A 19,392-nucleotide genomic window follows, 5' to 3' on the forward strand; every position below is an offset into this window, starting at 1 on the left:
GCGGACTCCGCGGCGCCTTTTTCATGCCGACGTCGAACCAGGGGCGGGATGCAGTGCTGAAGAGGATGTTCGTGGCTCCGGATCCGGGGCGGCTGCGACTGCGCAGTGCCGTCCGGGCCGTCCTCGGCACCGGCCTGGCCGTGGCGGTGTGCGGTCTCACGGGCCACACGCTCAACGCGGTCGTCGTCGGCGGCCTCGCCGCGCTCCTCGCCCTCTTCACCGTCACCGACTCGACGGTCCGCAGCCAGATGATCACCACCGCCATGCTGCCCGCCGTCGGCCTTCCCGTACTCGCAGCGGCGGCGTTGCTGCACGACCACGCAGCGCTGCGCGACATCGTCTTCCTCACCGTAGCGGCCGCGGGGGTGTACGTCAGGCGCTGGGGCCCGCGCGGTCACTCACTGGGCGTCTTCGCGTTCATGACGTTCTTCGTCACGCAGTTCCTCCACACCGTCCCCGGGCAGCTGCCGGAGCTGTACTCCGCGGTCCTCCTCGCGGTGACCGCCTCGTCGCTCGTCCGCTTCGGTGTCTGGTGCTACGAGAAGAACGCCGCGCCGATCGTCGTGCCCGCCCTCTCCGGCGGCCGGGGTGTGGCCCGCACCACCACCCGGCAGGCCGTGCAGGTCGCCGCGGGCGGCGCGTTCGCCCTGGTCGTCGGCCAGCTCGTCTCCGGGGACCGCTGGTACTGGGCCGTGGGCGCCACGTGGTGGATCTTCGTCAACACCGCGTCGCGCGGTGAGACCCTGGTCCGCGGCTTCCGACGGGTCCTCGGAACCCTCGCGGGCATCGCGGTGAGTTTCGTCGTGGTGGTGCCCCTGCACGGCGAGCCGGTCCCCACCGCCGCCGTCGTCGCGGTCTGCGTCTTCGGGATCTTCTACACCGCCGCAGTCTCGTACACCTGGATGATGCTCGCCGTGACGGTGATGGTGGGCCTGCTCTACGGGCTCCTCGGCGTGCTGAGCCCGGCCCTGCTCGCGCTGCGTCTGGTCGAGACAGGCGTCGGTGCGCTCGGCGCCGTGCTGGCCGTGACCTTCGTACTGCCTGTCACGACCCACGCCACGACGAACGCCTGGGTCGAGCGCGCCCTCCACTGCGTACACGGCTGCACCACCGCCGCGGCCCGCCGTATCGCGGGCGACCCGGACGCGGACCCGGCCCCGCTCGCTGCCGAGCTCGAGGCCCTGCTCGGCCGTGCCCGGCTCTCCCTGGCCCCGCTCGTGCACCCGCTCAGCCCGCTGCGGGCCCGCAAGGTCCGTGCCCGGCGGGTTCTCGCGCTGCTGGACGACTGCGCGCGGGAGGTACGGGGCCTGGCCGCCGTCGCGGCCGACCCGGACGCCTCCCACGACGCACGCCTGTCCGACGCCTGCCGGCGCGTCGAGGCCGCACTCGTCGCACTGGTCGGGTCCCGCGGCCCGCTCCCGGCACTCGCCCCCGACGTCGGCGCCGGCAGCGCACGGGTGCGCCCGGGTGCCGAAGCCGCGCTGAACCACCTGCACAGCCTGGAACGTGCGCTCGCCGACCTCGCCGTGCCCCTGCGCAGCTCTCCCCGGTCCTCGCTCGCCGGCTCCTGACGGGCGGCCGCCGACGAGCCCGGCTTCCTCGATTGGTATGGACCAGCTGCTACCGTCCGGCGTGGACCGTGCAGGTTGAAGAACCGTGCAGGCTGAAGAGGGGACAACGCAGTGGCCGACCAGAGCCCGGGGCGGGCCCTCATCGGATCGTTCACCTCGGCGGGCGGGCGGGGGATCGTCGCCGCCGCCGTGGACCCCGGGACCGGAGCCTTGGCCGAGACCGGGGCGAGCGACGCCGTCCCCGACCCCTCGTACCTCGCGGCGGTGACCACGACAGCCGGCACCGCCCTCTACGCGGTCTCCGAAACGGCGGACGGTGCAGTGGCGGCGTTCGACGTGACCGGGGCCGCCCCGCGCCCGATCGGCGAGCCGATGCCCGTCGGCGGTGTGGGCCCGACACACCTCGCGGTCTCCCAGGGGCACCTGCTCACCGCCAACTACGGCTCCGGCAGCGTCAGCGTCCTGCCCATCGGCACCGACGGCGCCCCCGGGCCCGTCGGAGGCGTCATGCGGCACGAGGGCAGCGGCCCCGTCAGGGACCGCCAGGACACGCCCCATGCCCACCAGGTGCTGCCCGACCCGTCCGGCCGCTGGGTGCTCAGCGTCGACCTCGGCACCGACTCCGTACGGATCTGCGCGCTCGACACCGCGGCGGACGCGCTGGTGCTCCACGGTGAGACCGCGCTGCGCCCGGGAACCGGACCGCGGCACCTCGCCTTCCACCCGGCCGGACGCCACGCCTACGTGCTCGGCGAACTCGAGCCCACGGTGACCGTCTGCCGCTGGGACGCGGCGGCCGGGATCCTCGAAACGGTCGGCGAGACCGCCGTGCTGCCGGCCGGTACGACCGGCCCCGCCTACCCCTCCGCGCCGGTCGTCTCGCCCGACGGCCGCCGGATCTGGGCCGCGGTCCGCGGCCACGACAGCATCGCCGTGCTGGACCTGGACGAGACGGGGGAGCGGGCGCAGCTGGTCACCACGGTCCCCTGCGGCGGTCACTGGCCGCGCGACCTGGCACTGGACCCGACGGGCCGCCGTCTCTACGCGGCGAACGAGCGCTCCGGCGACGTGACCTGGTTCGCCGTCGACCAGGCCACCGGGATACCGCGGCGAACGGGCTCGCTGAGCGTCGCCGCGGCGTCCTGCATCGTCTTCGCCTGACGATCCGGAGCCGCGGACAGCCCGGACCGCGGGCGGATGCCGTGCCACGGCACGCGGGCCGGGCGCCGTGGAGACGGCACGCAGGGCCCGTACCGGGGACTCTCGTCACCCGCTACGGGCCCTGCGTGTCGATGCTCCTGCCCGGCCGCGACAGCCGTCCCGGCACGTCAGCGGGGCTGCGCCCCCTGCGACTGGGGCGCGATGCCCAGCGCGGTCGTGTACTGCGACAGCACCAGCTTGCCGATGGCCGGGTACGCGCCGAGCGCCTCGGCCGCGGCACAGCCGGCCTCCTTCGCGGCGGCGTCGAGCAGGCCGGCCGGCAGCTCGGGTCCGACCAGGTACGGTGCGAGCGCCAGCTGCACCGAGCCGGAGCCCCTCAGCTGCTCGGCGATGGCAGCGACGGATCCCGGCTCGTCGATCGCGGCGGCCATCACGGGCACGGCCAGGCGCGCGGCGAGCAGCATGCCGGTGATCCCCGCGGCCTGAACGGCCTCCTCGCCGCCGACGGTGGCGAGGATGATGCCGTCGGCCGCGGTGGCAACGGTGAACAGCCTCGCGCGGTCGGCGCGGGCGAGACCGGCCTCGGAGAGGCGGACGTGCACGGCCTCGGCGAGCAGCGGGTGCGGGCCGAGGACGTCGGTCAGCTCGGCGGCGGCGCGGCTGTCCATGACCGCCTGCCGGATGCGGCGCATCAGTGCGTTGTCCGGGCCGGCCAGCAGCGGCACCACGACGGCGGCGGGACCCTCCGGCTCCGCGACGTCACGGCCGGCGGCCTTCGCGATCTCGTACCGCTCGTTCCGCCGGCCGGCGGTGTGCGCGAGCACGGTCTCCAGCGTCGGGTACTCGGCGCCGTCGCCGTCGAGGTAACCGATGCCCACCTCGAGGCCGGGCAGCTCGGACCGGGCGATGCTTATGACCTCTTCGGCAAGGCTGCGCGTCGTGGGCGTCGGGGCGCCGGGCACAGCAAGCACGAGGGCGGGCGCGCCCTCGGGAGCCGCCACGGGCTCCGGGCGACGGTGTCGCCCGGACTGGCGGGGTCGCGGCATTCGTACAGGCAGGCCGGGTGCAGGCCCGGTGGAGGAGCTCATGGCGCCGCATGCTACTGGTTTTGGGGGCGCGGCTGTTCGGGGAGGGGGCGGTCGCGCGTCATCTGTCCATATTTATCCGCTTGACTCTGTGAACGTCTCACCCCCTTCCGTCGGGAACATGCAGCAGGGTCGGATGGGTCGGCAGACGCAGCGCGTCCTCCGCGAGGGCTCCCGCCAGCCGCAGGGCCCCGAAGAGCGGATCACCGTCCGCGGTCACCTGGCGGGCGTGCGGCAGCTGCTCGGCCAACTCGGCGCGCAGCGGGGTGAGAAGCGGCTCGCCGAGCTTCAACAGCCCGCCGGTGAAGGCCACTTCGCAGTCGCCCGGCACTTCGCCGGGCAGCGGGCACACCGCCGCGGCCGATTCGGCGATGTGCCGCGCGGCCTGCTCGAGGATGCCGGCGGCCACCGGGTCGCCCTGCGCGCACCGGGCGACCTCCGGGGCGAACGAGGCGAGTACCGCCGGCCTGTCGGTCCGGGGGTAGAGCAGTCCTGGCACCTCCCCGGCCGGGCCGAGGACCGACTCCATACGTTCCAGGAGTGATGCCGAGCCGCCGCGCCGCCCGTCGTACGCGCGCAGCGCGGCCTCGAGGCCGGCTCTGCCGATCCACGCCCCGCTGCCGCAGTCGCCGAGCAGATGCCCCCACCCGTCGGCGCGGCGCCAGGCGGTCAGGTCCGTGCCCAGCGCGATCATTCCGGTGCCGGCGGCCACCACGGCCCCGGGCCGCCCGTCGAGGGCTCCGGCGTAAGCGGTGACCGCGTCCGCGGCGAGGCCCACCCGTCGTACGCCGAGCGCGCTCTCCAGCGCCCCGGGCAGCTCGGCACGCAGCCGGCCGCCCAACGTCCCCATTCCCGCCGCTCCGACGACCACGGCCGACAACGCGCCGCCGCCGGCCCGCTCCAGCAGCGCCCGCGCCATCGGCACCAACTGGTCGAACATGTGCCCGGCGTCGATCCCCTCGCCGCCGGTGCGCACCGGTTCCCGGGAGGCGGCGGTCTCGGCGTGCTGGAGCTCCGCGGCGGGGGCGAGAGCGGCACGCAGCCCGGAGCCGCCCGAGTCCACGCCGAGGACCAGGCTCATGGGCGACCGCCCGGGCGACCTCACTTGCCTACTCCAGGAAGAAGAGGGATGACGACGGCAGAGAGCCTATCGCCGGCCTCGGCCGTATGGGACCTGCGTGTCCGACCGGGTGTGTGTGGGCCGGTAGGGTGACGTGCTGTGGCAGCACGACCGTTGAGTGAACTGGTGGAGCCCGGCTGGGCCGAGGCGTTGCGTCCTGTGGCGGGGCGTATCGCGGCGATGGGGGACTTCCTGCGAGCGGAGATCGCAGCAGGTCGCACCTACCTCCCGGCAGGGCAGCATGTACTGCGTGCCTTTCAGCAGCCCTTCGACGAGGTCCGCGTCCTGATCGTCGGTCAGGACCCCTACCCCACCCCGGGAATGGCCATCGGCCACAGTTTCGCCGTGGCGCCCGAAGTCCGGCGTCTGCCCGGCAGCCTGGAGAACATCTTCCGGGAGCTTCACACGGACCTCGGCCTGCCGCGCCCTTCCAACGGAGACCTGACGCCCTGGACCCGCCAGGGCGTGCTGTTGCTCAACCGTGCGTTGACCACGGCACCCAGCAAGCCCGGCGCCCACCGGGGCAAGGGCTGGGAGGAAGTGACCGAGCAGGCCATCCGGGCTCTGGCCGGACGTGGCAAGCCGCTGGTGTCCGTGCTGTGGGGGCGGGACGCACGCAATCTGCGCCCGCTGCTCGGCGATCTCCCTGCCATCGAGTCGGCACATCCATCGCCCATGTCCGCGGACCGCGGCTTCTTCGGCTCCCGGCCCTTCAGCCGCACCAACGAGTTCCTCGTCCGGCAGGGAGCACAGACGGTGGACTGGCAGCTGCCGTAGGAACAAGGACGCATGCCCGCAGGCGTCCCGGCGGATCCGACGGGGCCGTCCGCACTAACCGGCCGTCACGGGATCTGTTGACCGGTTCCCCACCGCCACCTGCGCTTTCTCCTTCCGACGGTCTCCGGCGGGGGTGAAGTGGGCGTGCCGTTGCGGGCGATCGTGCCGACTGTTGTGTACGGGAGGCGGATGCCGACGAATCTTTGGCGCCGTGCCGGAGATGCCTCCCGATGAGGAGCGCCATGCGTGTTTCACGAACTTGTACAGGCCTGGCCGGAGCAGCTGCCGTTCTGCTGCTTTCACCCTCTGCGCTCGCGTGGGCGGACGGTCCGACAGCGAGCGGGCCGAGGGATGTGAGAGTGAGTCCGTCGCAGGTGCACCAGGGTGCGACAGTGTCGGTCTCCGTGTCGGGCTGCACCAGCGGCGGCACGGTGAGATCGGCCGCCTTCCCCACTGTGACACTGCCTGCCGGAGCGCGGACATCGGCAACGGCGCGGGTGTACAACACCGCCACCGTCGGTGCCGCCACCCTGAGCGTGCAATGCGGCGGACGCAGCGCGAATGCCACCTTCACCGTTCTCAGGGGCGCCGCCGCGCAGGGTGGTGTCGGTGGTTCCCAGACGCCGAGCGGGGGCGAGATCGCCGCCGGCAGCGCGATGACCGGCCTTGCTGCCTGCGCGGGGGCGTTCCTCCTCGCACGCCGCCGTCGCGGTCACGGCCACGGCCACGGCTGACGGGGGTGTCGCGGCCTGCCGGCTTTTGTCGTGCGGCAGTGGCCGACCGGCCGGGGCGGCAGTCACGCCCCGGTCGAACGGCAGTGTGTCAGGTGTCAGTTGGCAGGGGCCTGGTAGAGACCGCGGCCTGCGCGGTGGGCGCGGGATGTGGCGACCAGACGGTCAAGGGTGCTGCGGACGGTGTTGATGGCGCCCGCGCTGTTGTCACGGCCGAGGGCCTCAGCGACGTCGCGGGCACGCAGCGGGGTGTCGGCGCTGCCGGTCAGGACGGCGATCACCTGCTCGGTGAGACCGCCGGCGTCCTGGACCGAGGTCGCGGCGGCAGCAGGGGCCTTGGCCGTCTTGGCCTTGACCGCCTCGATGGCGGTGGCCTTCTTCTTCGGACGGCGCGTCTCTGCCGCCTTCGGGGCGGGCTTGCGCGGGGCAGCAGCCGCCTTGCGTGTTGTGGAGGGGCGCGGGGCCGCCGACTTCTTCTGTGCGGGCACCGTGACTTCGGCTGCCTGCGGTGCCTCCGCAGCCGGGGCCGGTTCGGGTGCGGCATCGGCGACCGCTTCGGCGGGTGCCTCCTCAACGGTCGGCGCCGCGGCTTCGGCGCGGGGCTGCGGGAGCGTGGTGCCTGCCAGTGCGTTCAGCGCGGTCAGAGCGCCGCGCACGGACTCCAACCGCTCGGTCACCTGTGCCAGTTCCTTCTGCAGCGCCTGCTGGTGTGCTTCCAGTTGGGGCAGTTCGGCCTGGAGCATGGTGGTCGTGTCGGCGAGGCTGCTGGCGCTGGTCATGGTGGGCTCCCTGGGGGTGGGTTGGGCAAGGGGCATTGTTTGTTGTGATGCAGGGTACGGCCGATGCGTTTGATTTGTGGCATGGAGCCCGTGATGTGACCGCCGTCGGTTGGTTTGTGGCAGGACGCCGTGTGCAGCAGCTGTCGATGTGAGATCTTGCTGAGCCGGCCCGTATCGTTGCGACGAGCTCGGCATGCAGCGACCCTCGGGAATGTTGTGAGTTGGCGAAGGGACGGCTCGGACGGAGCCATGCCGTACGGGACATATTCTCCCCGGGGCATGTCGAGCGGAGGGCCGTACAGGTGGCGGAGAGCAGGAAGAGCGTTTCGAGTGGCGCGGACGGCGGTTCGCGTCCCTCCGCCTCGCTCAGCGCGCAGGCGCGTGAGGCCGTCCGGCAGCGCATCGTCGACCGGCGTTACCCGCAGGGCTCCCGCCTGGTCGAGCGCGAAGTCGCGCCCCCGGGGGGACGAAATCCTCGACACCCACGGCCGGTGGATCCTGCCCGGGCTGGACGACGCACACATCCACCTGAGTACCGCCGCCGAAGCCCGCGACGCGGTCCTGGGGGGCGCGACCAGCGCGCGCAGCGGATCGACGACCTTCTACCAGGACATCGCCGTACGGGAACTGGCCCGGCACACTCCCGCGCAGGCGCCCCGGTTGCGGGCCGCGGGCGTCTTCGTCACGCCGCACTCGGCGACACGGTACTGGCCGATCCGGCGCTCAGGCCGCTCGTCCGTCTGCGGGACGGCGTACGTTCGGCGGAGGCGTTGCGCCGGGTTGTCGAAGTGAACCTCGCGCGCGGCGCCGACGTCATCAAGACCCGCGTCAACGAGCGTGCGGGGCTGCCCGACCAGGGCACGCTGACGCAGGTGTACTCACACGAACAGCTCGGCGCGGACATCCTCGGGCTCGCCCACGCGGACTTCGCCCCCGGTGCCCCTGCCGACTTCGTCCTCGTGCGCGGTGAGTGCCTGCCGCAGACCGTGGTGGACATGCCGCGACGCGACATGGTCGTCCACGGTGGACGCGTCGTGGCGCGAGATGGGGAGCTCGTGGGCCCGGGGGTGTCAGGACCGTGAGGTCCTGGCGCGAGGAGGCCGCTCAGCCGAGGAGGTCACCCAGAGGTACGTCGGAATCGGCGAGCCTCGTCGGGTCGACCGGTCGCTCGGAGGTCACGAGGGCGCGGACCGCGTCGGTGACGTCCCAGACGTTGACGTTCATCCCGGCCAGCACCCGACCCTCGGCGAGCCAGAAGGCGATGAACTCTCGGGTGTCCGTCCGGCCGCGGAAGACGACCTGGTCGTAGCCGCCGGGTTCGACGTATCCGGTGTATTCCATGCCCAGGTCGTACTGGTCGGTGAAGAAGTACGGCGCCCGGTCGTACGTCACGTCCTGGCCGAGCATCGCTTTGGCGGCCGCCTGGGGCTGGTTGAGGGCGTTGGCCCAGTGCTCGACACGGATGTGCTTGCCGAGCAGCGGATGGAGGGCGTTGGCGACGTCCCCGGCGGCGAAGATGTCCGGGTGCGAGGTGCGCAGCTGGGCGTCGACGCGGATGCCGTTGTCGACGTCGAGGCCGGCAGCGTCGGCCAGCTGGGTGTTGGGGGTGATGCCGACGCCGACGACGACCGCATCGGCGTCGATGCGGCTGCCGTCGGACAGGAGTACGCCGCTCGCCCGGCCGTCGACTCCGGTGATCTCGGCGACCTGAACGCCGAAGCGCAGGTCGACCCCGTGATCGGTGTGGAGGTCGGCGAAGATCTGGGAAACCTCGCGGCCCAGCACGCGCAGCAGGGGGAGTTCCGCCATCTCCACGACCGTGACCTCGAGACCGGCCGCGCGGGCGGCGGCTGCCGTCTCCAGGCCGATCCAGCCGGCCCCGATCACCGCGACGCGGGACGCGGACGCGAAGGTCTCCTTGATGCGGTCGCTGTCGGCGAGGCGGCGGAGGTAGAGGACTCCGTCGAGGTCGTCTCCGGGCACGGGCAGTCGGCGCGGTGAGGAGCCGGTCGTCAGCATCAGCTTCGTGTAGCCGATGCGGCTGCCGTCGGCCAGAGCCACCTCGTGTCCTGCGGGGTCGATCGCGGTGACGGTGGTGCCGAGGCGCAGGTCGACATCATGCTCGCCGTACCACTCGCGGGGGTGGACGTAGACGACGTCGCGTCCGTCCTTGCCCATCAGGTAGCCCTTGGAGAGCGGCGGGCGTTCGTAGGGGTGCTCGTTCTCCTCTCCGAGGAGAACGACGTCGCCGTCGAAGCCCTCTTCGCGGAGCGTCTGCGCAGCCTTCGCACCGGCCAGGCCGGCTCCGACGATCACGAATGATCCGCTGGCGGTCATGCTCTCTCCTCTGCCGCGTTGGCTCGCCAGGCAATGGCTTCCGCTCGGCGAGCCGGCCCTGCCGTCGCCGTACCTGGCCAGGCCATGGTCCTTGATGGTGCTGCGTTGGAGGCGGTTGGTGGCTTCCTCGGTGTGTCTGCGGATCGGTGTCCGGGCCGCAGGCCGGCGGACGTATCACGGACGGAAGGCCGCTTCACGTCGACTCGCCGACCCTGGCGCCTGCCGGGGGCCTCCAGGAGTCTCCAGGTGACGATCTGATTGCGGTCACACGGTGGTGAGTTGCCTCGGCTGCGTGCCGTCCGTTGAAGCGGATATGGATGGAAGGAAAAACGATTTTGGTGGCGGCTGCGTCCTGTGCGAGGACCTTTTCAGTCGACCGAGGACCAAGCCTGCGGTGCCGGTGCGGGCCTGGTGGGTGCAGGTGCTGGGCACCACGATCGCCGCTGCTCTGATCGTGACCGGCCTGGCGGCCGTGGCCGTCACGGCCCCCTGAGGCGGCTCGCCGGGCTGCGGCTCTCGGATGGTCAGCCGTACACGCGCTTGGTCACCGCGTCACCGGCGGCCGGCGCCTCGAGGTAGAACTTTCGCGTCGCGTCGATGTGCCCCACCGGCTGGTCGACCATCCAGTCCGGAGCGTCACCCGCGAACGCAGTGTGCCCTTGTTTGCTTCAGCAGCGCGTCGGTGTTCTCCCCTTGAAGGAAGCCGGTCGCGACACGACAGACGTCCCTGCCACCGGTTGGACGAACCGGCGGCAGGGGCTGCGCGTCCTTATCGCGTCCTGGGTCGCTCCGGGCTGAGCGCTGCGCCCAAGCTCAAACCGCTGCCGGTGAGATCCACGCGGACACCGTCACGTTCCACGACGATGTCGCGCAGGCGTACGTCTCCCGGCACCGTCTTCGGCAGTGCGACGGACAGAGAGAACCGGTCGGCCAGTTCCGGCAGGCGCAGCTGCAACAGCGCTCCGACGAGGTCCGGGTCGATGCCGACCGTCTCCAGGATCACGGGGTGGTCGACGACAAGGTCGATCAGGTTGACCTTCGTCAGGCTCTGGAGGAACCGGGGTGAGCCCGTGAGCCGATGGAGCTCCTTCTCGCTTCGCAGGGCTCGGTCCATATGGGACTGGGGGATGCCGAGGCGCTCCACGACCGCAGGCAGGTTGAACAGCGCTTTGATGCGGGCTGTTTCGCGGCTGATCCGGCCGGCTGCTTCGGGATGCAGGCGCAGGCCGGCGTGATCGGGATCCTTGCCGGGCCTGTAGGTGAACAGGCGCGGGACATCGAGCCGTATGTTCTCGAGCGTGGTGGACACCGCGCGGTCACCATTTTTGCCGACGCGTGCCTGTGCCGCCACGGTTACCGTGCGGCCGGCGACAGGCAGCGATCCGGCGATGTGAACCGCATCCGGTCCGGAACTGGTGAACTCGAGGCGCGAGGCGCCCAGTTCCCGGTTGAGGTCGTCGAAGGACAGCAGAACATCGCCCTGCATGCGTGCGACGAAGGCACCTTGCACCGAGGTCGGGAGGTCACCGACCAGGCGGATGTCCCTGGCGGCTATATGCACTTCGGCGATGGAGACCTTGTCGGCGGGCAGGTCCGGCAGGTCGAGGTCGGCATGGTCGACCCGGTTGCGGGCCAGTTGCGTCAGGAAAGGGAATCCATTGATGTCGACGTCGGGCTGGGCGGCGAGGCCGAGGGAGTCCTGTATCCCTTCTTCGGCCTTCTCCTCCGCGTAGATCAGGGCGAGGCGGTCGCAGAGGACGAAGAGAGTACCGGCGACGACGACGGCGACGATGAACTTGAGGGTGATGGGGACGGCCGCCAGACGGCTTTTGCCCCGGTGATTGGGCGGAGCCCAGTGCTCTGGCTCGTCATCCGACGGGATGGCCCGGACTGGGGGTAGCCGAGGCGGGCGCCCCGGTGGAAGGATGGAATCCGGTTCTGGATCTGCGAGTTGGGCCAGTTCCTCGTACGGATTGTATGAATGAGTCGATATGCGTGTGGGGGGTCGCATCGGCACATCCCATCACGACGACCATGGTCCACCGCAAATCGGGTCGACGGGGCGCGCGTTGGGCCAGTGGCTTGCGGAGTCGATGCGCCGTGCTGCGTCTCGATGTGAGGCACCCTCCACCGTCGTTGTTCCGAACCCTGTGCCGTGTCCCGCCCCTGATGAATCACGGGCGGTACTCCAACGGCCGCTGGACCTGAGAGAACAGACGCGTCACCGCATGACGGCCGCCCGCACGCACAGCACATCCGGCAGATGCGAGGCGAGCAGCTGCCAGGTGTCGCCGTCGTCCGCGCTCGCGTACACCTCGCCGTTGCGGTTGCCGAAGTAGACGCCGGCCGGGTCCGCGTCGTCCGTGCACAGGGCGTCCCGGAGCACCGTGCCGAAGTGCTCGCCCTCGGGGAGGCCCGCCGACAGCTCGTCCCAGGTGTCGCCCGCGTCACTCGTGCGATAGACGCGGCAGCGGCGCCCCGCCGGGACGCGGTCCGCGTCGGCCGTGATCGGGAAGACGTACGCCGTGTTCGCCCGGTGGGGGTGGGCGGCCATGGCGAAGCCGAAGTCGGACGGCAGCCCCGTCCCGATGTCGGTCCACTTCGCTCCCGCGTCGTCACTGCGGAACACGCCCCAGTGGTTCTGCAGATACAGCCGGTCCGGATCGACGGCGTCCTGCGCGATCTTGTGGACGCACTGGCCGAACTCCGGATTCGGATCGGGCAGGAAGACCGCGGACACACCCTGGTTGGACGGTGTCCAGCTCCGCCCTCCGTCGCGGGAGCGGAACACCCCGGCCGTGGAGACGGCCACCGTCACCGCCTCCGGATCGCGCGGGTCGGTGATCACTGTGTGAACCGCTTCACCGCCGCCGCCCGGCACCCACTGCGAGCGGGTCGGGTGCTCCCACAGGGGCCGGACCAGCTCGAAGGTGCTGCCGCCGTCCTCCGAGCGGAAGAGCGCGGCGGGCTCCGTGCCCGCGTAGACCACCTCTTGGTCCCCCGAGGAGGCCGGGTGCAGCTGCCAGACCCGCTCCAGAGACGCTCCGGTGTCCTTCGGGAACTTGACCGCCGGCTTCTCCGGCTCGATCCAGGTCGCGCCCAGATCGTCGGAGTGGAAGACGGACGGGCCCCAGTGCGCGCTGTCGCCGCCGACCAGCAGCCGGGGGACAGTGCGGCGGGTGTCGATCCCGATCGAGTACACCGCCTGCGCGTTGAAGTGCGGGCCGTTGAACTCCCATGTGCCGCCGCTCCTGCGGCCGATGAAGAGTCCCTTGCGCGTGCCTACGGTCAGCAGAACATCGGTCATGGCCCGATACCTCCAGGACGCCTTTGTCTCGGTTATGGGCCAGTCTGCACCCGACCACTGACAGTGGCCGGTAGGACGCTTCGCGCAGGTCGACCCGGCAATGCAAGTACAGACCGCCTGCCGGGCCGAAACTCATCGGCGAACTCGTCGGCGCGACGTCGTCGCCGCGCGGCGGCGCCCGTCGGTTCTCCTCAGACGGAGCGGTGGTACTGCGGTGGGACATGGACCTCGCCGCCGAGTGCGCGCGCAGCGTGCCGGGCCCAGAAGGGGTTGCGCAGCAGCTCTCGCCCGAGCAGTACGGCATCGGCCTCGCCGTTCGCCAGGATCTTCTCCGCCTGCTGCGCATCGGTGATCATCCCGACGGCGGCGACCGGCAGGTCCGTCTCCGCCTTCACCCGCGCCGCGAACGGCACCTGGTAGCCGGGGCCGGTCGGAATATGGACCCGGACGGCGTTGCCGCCGCTGGAGACGTCGAGCAGGTCGACCCCGTGCGCCTTGAGGAGTGTCGCGAAGCGGACGGTGTCGTCCGGTGTCCAGCCGCTCCCCTCGAGCCAGTCGGTGGCGGAGATACGGAAGAACAACGGCAGCTCCTCGGGCCATACGGCACGCACCGCGTCGACGACTTCGAGTGCGAAGCGGACACGGTTCTCGAACGATCCGCCGTACTCGTCGGTGCGGTGGTTGCTGTGCGGGGAGAGGAACTCCCCGATCAGATAGCCGTGGGCGCCGTGGATCTCCGCGACCCGGAAACCGGCGTCCAGGGCGCGGCGGGCCGCGTCCGCGAACTGCCCGACAATCTCCGCGATCTCGGTGCTCGTGAGTTCGTCGGGCACGGGATGCCCCTCGTCGAAGGCGATGGCGCTGGGTGCGAGCGGCTGCCAGCCGTGCTCCTCGGGCCCGACAGGTGCACCGCCCTTCCAGGGGCGGTCGGTCGATGCCTTGCGGCCTGCGTGGGCGAGCTGGATGCCGGGAACCGTGCCCTGGCTCCCGAGGAACGCGGTGATGCGGCGGAACGCCTGGACCTGGGTGTCGTTCCAGATGCCGAGGTCGGCGGGGCTGATGCGACCCTCCGGGCTCACTGCCGTCGCCTCGACGAGGATCAGGCCCGTGCCGCCCGCGGCACGGGCGGCGTAGTGGGCGAAGTGCCAGTCGCGCACGACGCCCGCGTTCGGACCGAAGACCTCCGCGCTGTACTGGCACATCGGCGCCATCCAGACGCGGTTGGGGACGGTCAGTGACCGCAGGGTGTAGGGCTCGAACAACGCGCTCACGGCGGACTCCATTCGGGGCGGGGCCGGTGTAGTGCTCGTACGATAGCCGTCGTAGTACGGAGTTTGTCAAACTACGAAGTACATCGAACTACGGTACGCGTCGAACTACGAGATGTATCGAACCACGACGTTACGATGGGAACCCCGGACGAAGCGGAGCCGCCGTGACCACCGTGACCAGCCCCCGAGTGCTCGCCCATCCCGCGCGTGACGAGATCCGCCTCGAGGACGTGCTCCACGCGCTTGCGGACCCCATGCGGCTGCGGGTCGTGAGAGAACTCGCGGCCGGTGAGGCCGAACTGACCTGTTCGGACATCGACCTGCCCGTCACCAAGTCGACGACGACCCACCACTTCCGCGTGCTCCGGGAGAACGGCGTGATCCGACAGACCTACCAGGGCACCGCGAAGATGAACGGCCTGCGGCGCGACGACCTCGACGCGCTGTTCCCCGGTCTGCTCGACCGAGTGCTCGAAGGGGCGGAAAGCCAGGCGCGACGCCTCGGCGACGCCTGAGACGCCCCCGCCGCCCCCCGACCGGCCGCCGAGGCGACACCGCCCGCGTCACTGCTCCCGGTCGCCCGGATCGTCCGGCCCCCCGACGTGCGCCGCGCTCAGCAGCCCCGCCCAGTCGGAGATCTTGACGCGCGACCGCCCCAGGCTGCGGCCCAGTGCCGTCTCCGCCTCCTCGATGGCCAGCCATCCCGTCCACCGCACCGGCCGGTGCCCCGAGGCCCACAGCTCGGCCACGGGGTCCGCGGCGACCGGCCGCCGCGCGAGCGCCGACGCGTCGTCGAGCAGCGAGTTCACCGTCTCCTTCGCACACGGCCGGTTGCTGCCGATCACTCCGGTCGGCCCCCGTTTGATCCACCCCGCCACGTACTCGCCGGGCGAGAAGGCGCCGTCCCGCAGTACCCGCCCCGCCGCATTGGGCACCACGCCGCGCTCGGCGTCGAACGGCAGACCTTCCGTCGGCACGCCCTTGTAGCCCACCGCGCGCAGCACCAGCTGCGCCTCCACATCCTCGTACGCGCCGGTGCCGCGGATGCCGCCCGTGCCGTCCGGCACCGTCCGTTCGAAGCGGACGCCGCCGACCCGCCCGTCACGCTCCAGCAGTGCCACGGGCCGAAGGAAGAACCGCACATGGATACGGCGCGGCCGGCCCTGCGGCGGGCGGGCGGCCCATTCGCGTACGACGGTGAGGTTGCGGCGGACGATCGCGGGCACGGCCGCCGGATCGGCGTACGCAGGTTCGAGCGCGAGGTCCGCCGGGTCCACCAGTACGTCCGCGGCGGGCAGGGCGCCCAGCTCCCGCAGTTCCTTGGTGGTGAACTTGGCTCCGGCCGGTCCGCGCCTGCCCACCATGTAGACGTCGCGCACCTGGCTTGCCGCCAGTGACCCGAGTGCGGCCTGGGGGACGTCCGTCGCGCGCAGCTCGTCCGCGCCGCGCGCGAGGATGCGTGCCACGTCCACCGCCACATTGCCCACGCCGATGACGACTGCGGACCGTGCGCCGAGAGTGAAGGCGTCCGGCGCGGCGTCGGGGTGGGCGCTGTACCAGGAGACGAAGTCGGTGGCCGAGTGGCTACCGGGCAGCTCCTCGCCGGGGATGCCGAGTTTGCGGTCCCTGGCGGCGCCGACGCAGTACACGACCGCGTGGTAGAGCTCCAGGAGCTTCATGGGACCGAGGCCGTGCGCGCCCACCTCGACATTGCCCAGGAAGTCGATCCGCTCGTCCTCCAGCACGGACCGCAGATTGTTCTGGAGCGACTTGATCTTCTCGTGGTCGGGGGCCACCCCGTAGCGGACCAGTCCGTACGGGCAGGGGAGACGGTCCAGGATGTGCACCCGGACATCCGGCACGGCGGTCTGCTGGACGAGGGCCTGGGCGGCGTAGACGCCGCTGGGCCCGGAACCGACGACGGCGACGCGAAGCACGGCTGCGCTCCTTCCCGCAGGGGGAACTCCAGCATCGCATCGCATCGCATCGCTGGGGAGCCTTGGGCGGGGTCTCCTTGCGGCGTGTCCGACCCCGGGTGTCCGAGCCCGGTGCCCGCGCGCCGTGCCCGCCCGCCGTGTCCGCCCGTCTCACATCTCGCGCATCCGGCCGATCTCGGCGGTCTGCTGTGCGATCACGTCGTTCGCCATCTCCTCGACCAGGACGTTGTTGCCGTCGGAGAGGACATCGGAGGCCATGGTGATCGCCCCCTGGTGATGAGTGATCATGAGCTTCAGGAAGAGCTCGTCGAAAGCTCCGCCCTTGGCTGCCCGCAGCTGCTTCAGCTGCGCGGCGGTGGCCATTCCGGGCATCGCGCCGTGGTCGTGCGCGTGTCCGCCCGCCTTGGCGTCCCCGCTGTTGTTCTTCAACCAGCCGCGCATCGCGTCCACCTCTGGCTTCTGCGCAGCGGCTATGCGTTCCGCGAGGCGCTTCACCTGTGTCGACTCGGCGCGGCCCGGGACGAGGGCGGTCATCTCCACGGCCTGCTCATGGTGGAGGATCATCATCTGCGCATAGCCGAAGTCCGCCGAATTGGGACTGTCGTCGGGTGCCGCCTTCGCGGCCTCCTCCGCGGACAGGGTCTTGGCCGGCTCGCCGGGCTTCCCGGGCGCCACCACGGAAGGCCCTCCGGATGCCGCCGCCTTGGATGAGCCGTCGGATCCCGACTCGCAGGCGCCCAGGGCGAGTAGAGCCGCGGCGACCGCCGCGCTCACGGCGAAGCTGTGGGCCGGCCTGGTAGGGCGGCGGTTCAACACGGTTACCTCCTGGGGAGTTTGGGCCTCATCGACGACCGCCCTCACTTACTTCACGTGTGTCGTTGATCAGAAACCTTGATGACTTCCGTGTTGCCATCTGTTGAGATGTGCATGCTAGGCAACATACTGCCTGGGTCCGTGAACCGTTCAACCATGAACGGCTACCAGGGGAGGACGCAGTGAATTTGTTGCACACCACCCAAGTGCGACGCAGACGACTGGGTGTCGGCGCGGCCGCGGCCGGACTTCTCGCCACACTGCTGGCGTCGGGACCAGCGGTTGCCGTCCCCGACCCGGGCGACGCGACTGCCCGGGAGAAGGTCTCCGCCGGTCAGGCGGCGGACACCAGGTCGGCCATCCGGAACGGCGAGATACCCGGCGTGGACGAGGTCGTCCACAGCGACAACATCGAGCATGTGACGAACATCCCGAAGGATGCGCTCGCGGGCACCAACTCGGACCTGGCCTTCCAGGGCCGGTACGCCTTCGCAGGCAACTACGACGGCTTCCGCATCTTCGACATCAGCAACCCGAAGAAGCCCACAACCGTTTCGCAGGTCCTGTGTCCGGGGTCGCAGAACGACATCAGCGTCTCCGGTGACCTGCTCTTCCTGTCCACCGACTCCTCGCGGAGCGACAACTCCTGCAACAGCACCTCGCAGCCGGCGACCGAGAAGTCGTCCTGGGAGGGCATGAAGATCTTCGACATCAGCGACAAGCGGAACCCGAAGTACGTCGCGGCTGTCGAGACGGCGTGCGGCTCGCACACGCACACGCTGGTGCCGGAGCGCAGGAACGTCTACGTGTACGTCTCCTCGTACTCGCCGAACGCGGCGTTCCCCGACTGCCAGCCGCCTCACGACGGAATCTCCGTCATCAAGGTGCCGCGCAAGGCGCCGGAGAAGTCGGCCATCGTGAACTTCCCGGTGCTCTTCCCCGGTGAGGGTCCCGACGGCGGCGGCAACCCGGGTTCACCCACCAACCCCGGCGTCTCCAAGACCACCGGCTGCCACGACATCACGGTCCTGCCCTCCAAGGACCTGGCGGCGGGTGCCTGCATGGGTGACGGCATCCTCTTCGACATCGAGGACCCGGAGCACCCGAAGGTCATCGACCGCGTCCAGGACAACGTCAACTTCGCGTTCTGGCACTCGGCGACCTTCAACCAGCGGGCGGACAAGGTCATCTTCACCGATGAGCTCGGCGGCGGCGGCGCGGCCACCTGCAACGCCGAGATCGGCCCGGACCGCGGCGCCGACGGCATCTACGACATCGTGGGCAAGGGCGACCGGCGCCAGCTTGTCTTCCGCAGCTACTTCAAGATCCCGCGCCACCAGGCCGACACCGAGAACTGCGTGGCGCACAACGGCTCGCTGATCCCGGTCAAGGGCCGCGACATCATGGTCCAGGCCTGGTACCAGGGCGGCGTCTCCGTCTGGGACTTCACCAACTCCTCGAAGCCCAAGGAGATCGCCTACTTCGAGCGCGGCCCGCTGAGCGCCACCACCATCTCCAGCGGTGGATCCTGGTCCGCGTACTACTACAACGGCTACATCTACTCGAACGACATGGCCAAGGGCTTCGACGTGCTGAAGCTCAGCGACCGGCGCACCGACGCCGGCAAGAAGGTGCGCATGCACGAGCTCAATGTGCAGACGCAGCCGGACTACTTCGACGACTTCGACGACTGATCCGGGATGTGCCCAGGTGCCCCGCCGGACGGGAAATCGTCCGGCGGGGCGCCGAGCTCCCACTCCAGCCCGTACCGCTGGAACAACTCCGCGCGCAGCCGTGCCCGGGGCATCGGCACGCCGGGCAGCAGCACCGCGAAGACCGCTCCCATCAGCAGCGCACGCAGCAGGGGATAGTCCCTGTCGACGTCCCGCGATCCGTAGCGCTGCACCGTGTCCTTCAGCAGGGCGGCGAGCCGCTGCTGCTCCGGGCACTGCACGAATCCGTCGGCCTGAAGGATCCCCGCCATGTGTGTGCGCATCAGCACGGGGTGGTCGACGGCGAGGCCGAGAATGGCGTCGATGGCCCGCGCCAGCCGCTCACGCCCGTCTTCGGTATGCGGCTCACGTTCCAGCGCCGCTTCGAGCGTCCGGTGCATCAGCCGGTGCACGGCCGACTGAAGCAGCTGACGCTTGCCCGGGAAGTAGTACGAGACCAGCCCGCGTGCGGAACCCGCCCGGTCGGCGATGTCGCCGAGCGTGGTGGCTTCGTAACCGCGCTCGTCGACGAGCTCCACCGTCGCTTGCAGAAGCCGCTCGCGAGAACGTCGACGAAGCTCTTCATTGACCGATGCGCTCCGCGGGGACATGCTTGACTCCTGCGTTGACTGGCTCTCAGCCAATATACTCAGCGCGTCCCGCCGTCCGGCCTTCGGGGCAGGTCGGCGGTCTGCTGCCCGAACCGGGCGACGCGGGGGATCGTCCGGTTCGGGTGGCTTTGTTCTGCCTTCAGTCTCCTACAGCCCCTCGCCGTCTCCTACGGTGCGGCG

General features: G+C 70.8%; 16 protein-coding genes and 2 pseudogenes. 8 read left to right on the forward strand and 10 right to left on the reverse strand.

Features of this window, described 5'->3' with window-relative positions:
- The first annotated feature begins 53 nt into the window (after positions 1-53).
- Both ACIQ7Q_RS09460 and ACIQ7Q_RS09465 read left to right on the forward strand, forming a co-directional pair.
- Positions 54-1,571 carry an FUSC family protein gene (locus tag ACIQ7Q_RS09460; RefSeq protein WP_403858307.1) on the forward strand — a complete coding sequence of 506 codons (1,518 nt, stop codon included), beginning with the start codon at positions 54-56 and terminating at the stop codon, positions 1,569-1,571.
- A gap of 111 nt (positions 1,572-1,682) precedes the next feature.
- Positions 1,683-2,732 (forward strand): lactonase family protein, encoded by a 1,050-nt coding sequence (locus tag ACIQ7Q_RS09465; protein WP_403858309.1) that lies wholly within the window; start codon positions 1,683-1,685, stop codon positions 2,730-2,732.
- A gap of 167 nt (positions 2,733-2,899) precedes the next feature.
- Here ACIQ7Q_RS09465 and ACIQ7Q_RS09470 read toward each other — a convergent pair whose 3' ends face one another.
- A complete protein-coding gene (locus ACIQ7Q_RS09470) occupies positions 2,900-3,820 on the reverse strand; it encodes a sirohydrochlorin chelatase (protein ID WP_403858311.1) in 921 nt (306 codons plus the stop codon).
- Positions 3,821-3,917: 97 nt separating this feature from the next.
- Positions 3,918-4,898 carry an N-acetylglucosamine kinase gene (locus ACIQ7Q_RS09475; protein WP_403858313.1) on the reverse strand — a complete coding sequence of 327 codons (981 nt, stop codon included), beginning with the start codon at positions 4,896-4,898 and terminating at the stop codon, positions 3,918-3,920.
- 138 nt (positions 4,899-5,036) lie between these two features.
- On the opposite strand from ACIQ7Q_RS09475, the gene ACIQ7Q_RS09480 reads away from it, so the two are divergent.
- Positions 5,037-5,714, forward strand: coding sequence for a uracil-DNA glycosylase (locus ACIQ7Q_RS09480; RefSeq protein ID WP_403858315.1), 678 nt, complete (start codon positions 5,037-5,039; stop codon positions 5,712-5,714).
- Between the two features lie 359 nt (positions 5,715-6,073).
- On the forward strand, positions 6,074-6,448 hold the full coding sequence (locus tag ACIQ7Q_RS09485) for a hypothetical protein (RefSeq protein ID WP_403858317.1): 375 nt from the start codon (positions 6,074-6,076) through the stop codon (positions 6,446-6,448).
- A 95-nt stretch (positions 6,449-6,543) separates the two neighbouring features.
- Here ACIQ7Q_RS09485 and ACIQ7Q_RS09490 read toward each other — a convergent pair whose 3' ends face one another.
- On the reverse strand, positions 6,544-7,224 hold the full coding sequence (locus ACIQ7Q_RS09490; protein WP_403858319.1) for a hypothetical protein: 681 nt from the start codon (positions 7,222-7,224) through the stop codon (positions 6,544-6,546).
- Positions 7,225-7,526: 302 nt separating this feature from the next.
- Here ACIQ7Q_RS09490 and ACIQ7Q_RS09495 point away from each other — a divergent pair.
- Positions 7,527-7,679 (forward strand): annotated as a pseudogene (locus ACIQ7Q_RS09495) (GntR family transcriptional regulator); the annotation flags it as partial.
- 438 nt (positions 7,680-8,117) lie between these two features.
- Positions 8,118-8,306, forward strand: a pseudogene (locus ACIQ7Q_RS09500) (cytosine deaminase); the annotation flags it as partial.
- Between the two features lie 22 nt (positions 8,307-8,328).
- On the opposite strand, the gene ACIQ7Q_RS09505 reads toward ACIQ7Q_RS09500, so the two are convergent.
- The 4 genes from ACIQ7Q_RS09505 to ACIQ7Q_RS09520 all read right to left on the reverse strand — a co-directional run bounded on the left by ACIQ7Q_RS09505 (position 8,329) and on the right by ACIQ7Q_RS09520 (position 14,139).
- Complete coding sequence (locus tag ACIQ7Q_RS09505) at positions 8,329-9,561, reverse strand: NAD(P)/FAD-dependent oxidoreductase (RefSeq protein ID WP_403858321.1); 1,233 nt, start codon at positions 9,559-9,561, stop codon at positions 8,329-8,331.
- Between the two features lie 769 nt (positions 9,562-10,330).
- Entirely contained in the window at positions 10,331-11,572 is a 1,242-nt protein-coding gene (locus ACIQ7Q_RS09510; protein WP_403858323.1) for a DUF2993 domain-containing protein, read from the reverse strand.
- A gap of 210 nt (positions 11,573-11,782) precedes the next feature.
- Positions 11,783-12,868 (reverse strand): WD40/YVTN/BNR-like repeat-containing protein, encoded by a 1,086-nt coding sequence (locus ACIQ7Q_RS09515; protein WP_403858325.1) that lies wholly within the window; start codon positions 12,866-12,868, stop codon positions 11,783-11,785.
- A gap of 191 nt (positions 12,869-13,059) precedes the next feature.
- Positions 13,060-14,139 (reverse strand): NADH:flavin oxidoreductase/NADH oxidase, encoded by a 1,080-nt coding sequence (locus ACIQ7Q_RS09520; RefSeq protein WP_403858327.1) that lies wholly within the window; start codon positions 14,137-14,139, stop codon positions 13,060-13,062.
- Positions 14,140-14,303: 164 nt separating this feature from the next.
- Between ACIQ7Q_RS09520 and ACIQ7Q_RS09525 the strand changes: the two genes are divergently transcribed.
- Complete coding sequence (locus tag ACIQ7Q_RS09525) at positions 14,304-14,654, forward strand: ArsR/SmtB family transcription factor (protein ID WP_403858329.1); 351 nt, start codon at positions 14,304-14,306, stop codon at positions 14,652-14,654.
- 48 nt (positions 14,655-14,702) lie between these two features.
- Here the strand turns inward: ACIQ7Q_RS09525 and ACIQ7Q_RS09530 are convergent, their stop codons facing one another.
- Both ACIQ7Q_RS09530 and ACIQ7Q_RS09535 read right to left on the reverse strand, forming a co-directional pair.
- Positions 14,703-16,076, reverse strand: a complete 1,374-nt coding sequence (locus ACIQ7Q_RS09530) for an FAD-dependent oxidoreductase (protein WP_403858331.1) — start codon at positions 16,074-16,076, stop codon at positions 14,703-14,705.
- A 150-nt stretch (positions 16,077-16,226) separates the two neighbouring features.
- A complete protein-coding gene (locus tag ACIQ7Q_RS09535) occupies positions 16,227-16,892 on the reverse strand; it encodes a DUF305 domain-containing protein (protein WP_403858333.1) in 666 nt (221 codons plus the stop codon).
- 179 nt (positions 16,893-17,071) lie between these two features.
- Between ACIQ7Q_RS09535 and ACIQ7Q_RS09540 the strand changes: the two genes are divergently transcribed.
- Entirely contained in the window at positions 17,072-18,583 is a 1,512-nt protein-coding gene (locus ACIQ7Q_RS09540) for an LVIVD repeat-containing protein (protein ID WP_403858335.1), read from the forward strand.
- On the opposite strand, the gene ACIQ7Q_RS09545 is transcribed toward ACIQ7Q_RS09540, so the two are convergent.
- Positions 18,559-19,212: a TetR/AcrR family transcriptional regulator gene (locus ACIQ7Q_RS09545; protein ID WP_403858336.1), complete on the reverse strand. Its 654-nt coding sequence runs from the start codon at positions 19,210-19,212 to the stop codon at positions 18,559-18,561. The genes ACIQ7Q_RS09540 and ACIQ7Q_RS09545 overlap by 25 nt on opposite strands.
- Positions 19,213-19,392 lie beyond the last annotated feature (180 nt).

The sequence above is a fragment of the Streptomyces sp. NPDC096176 genome, from assembly GCF_044763255.1.
Classification (GTDB): domain Bacteria; phylum Actinomycetota; class Actinomycetes; order Streptomycetales; family Streptomycetaceae; genus Streptomyces.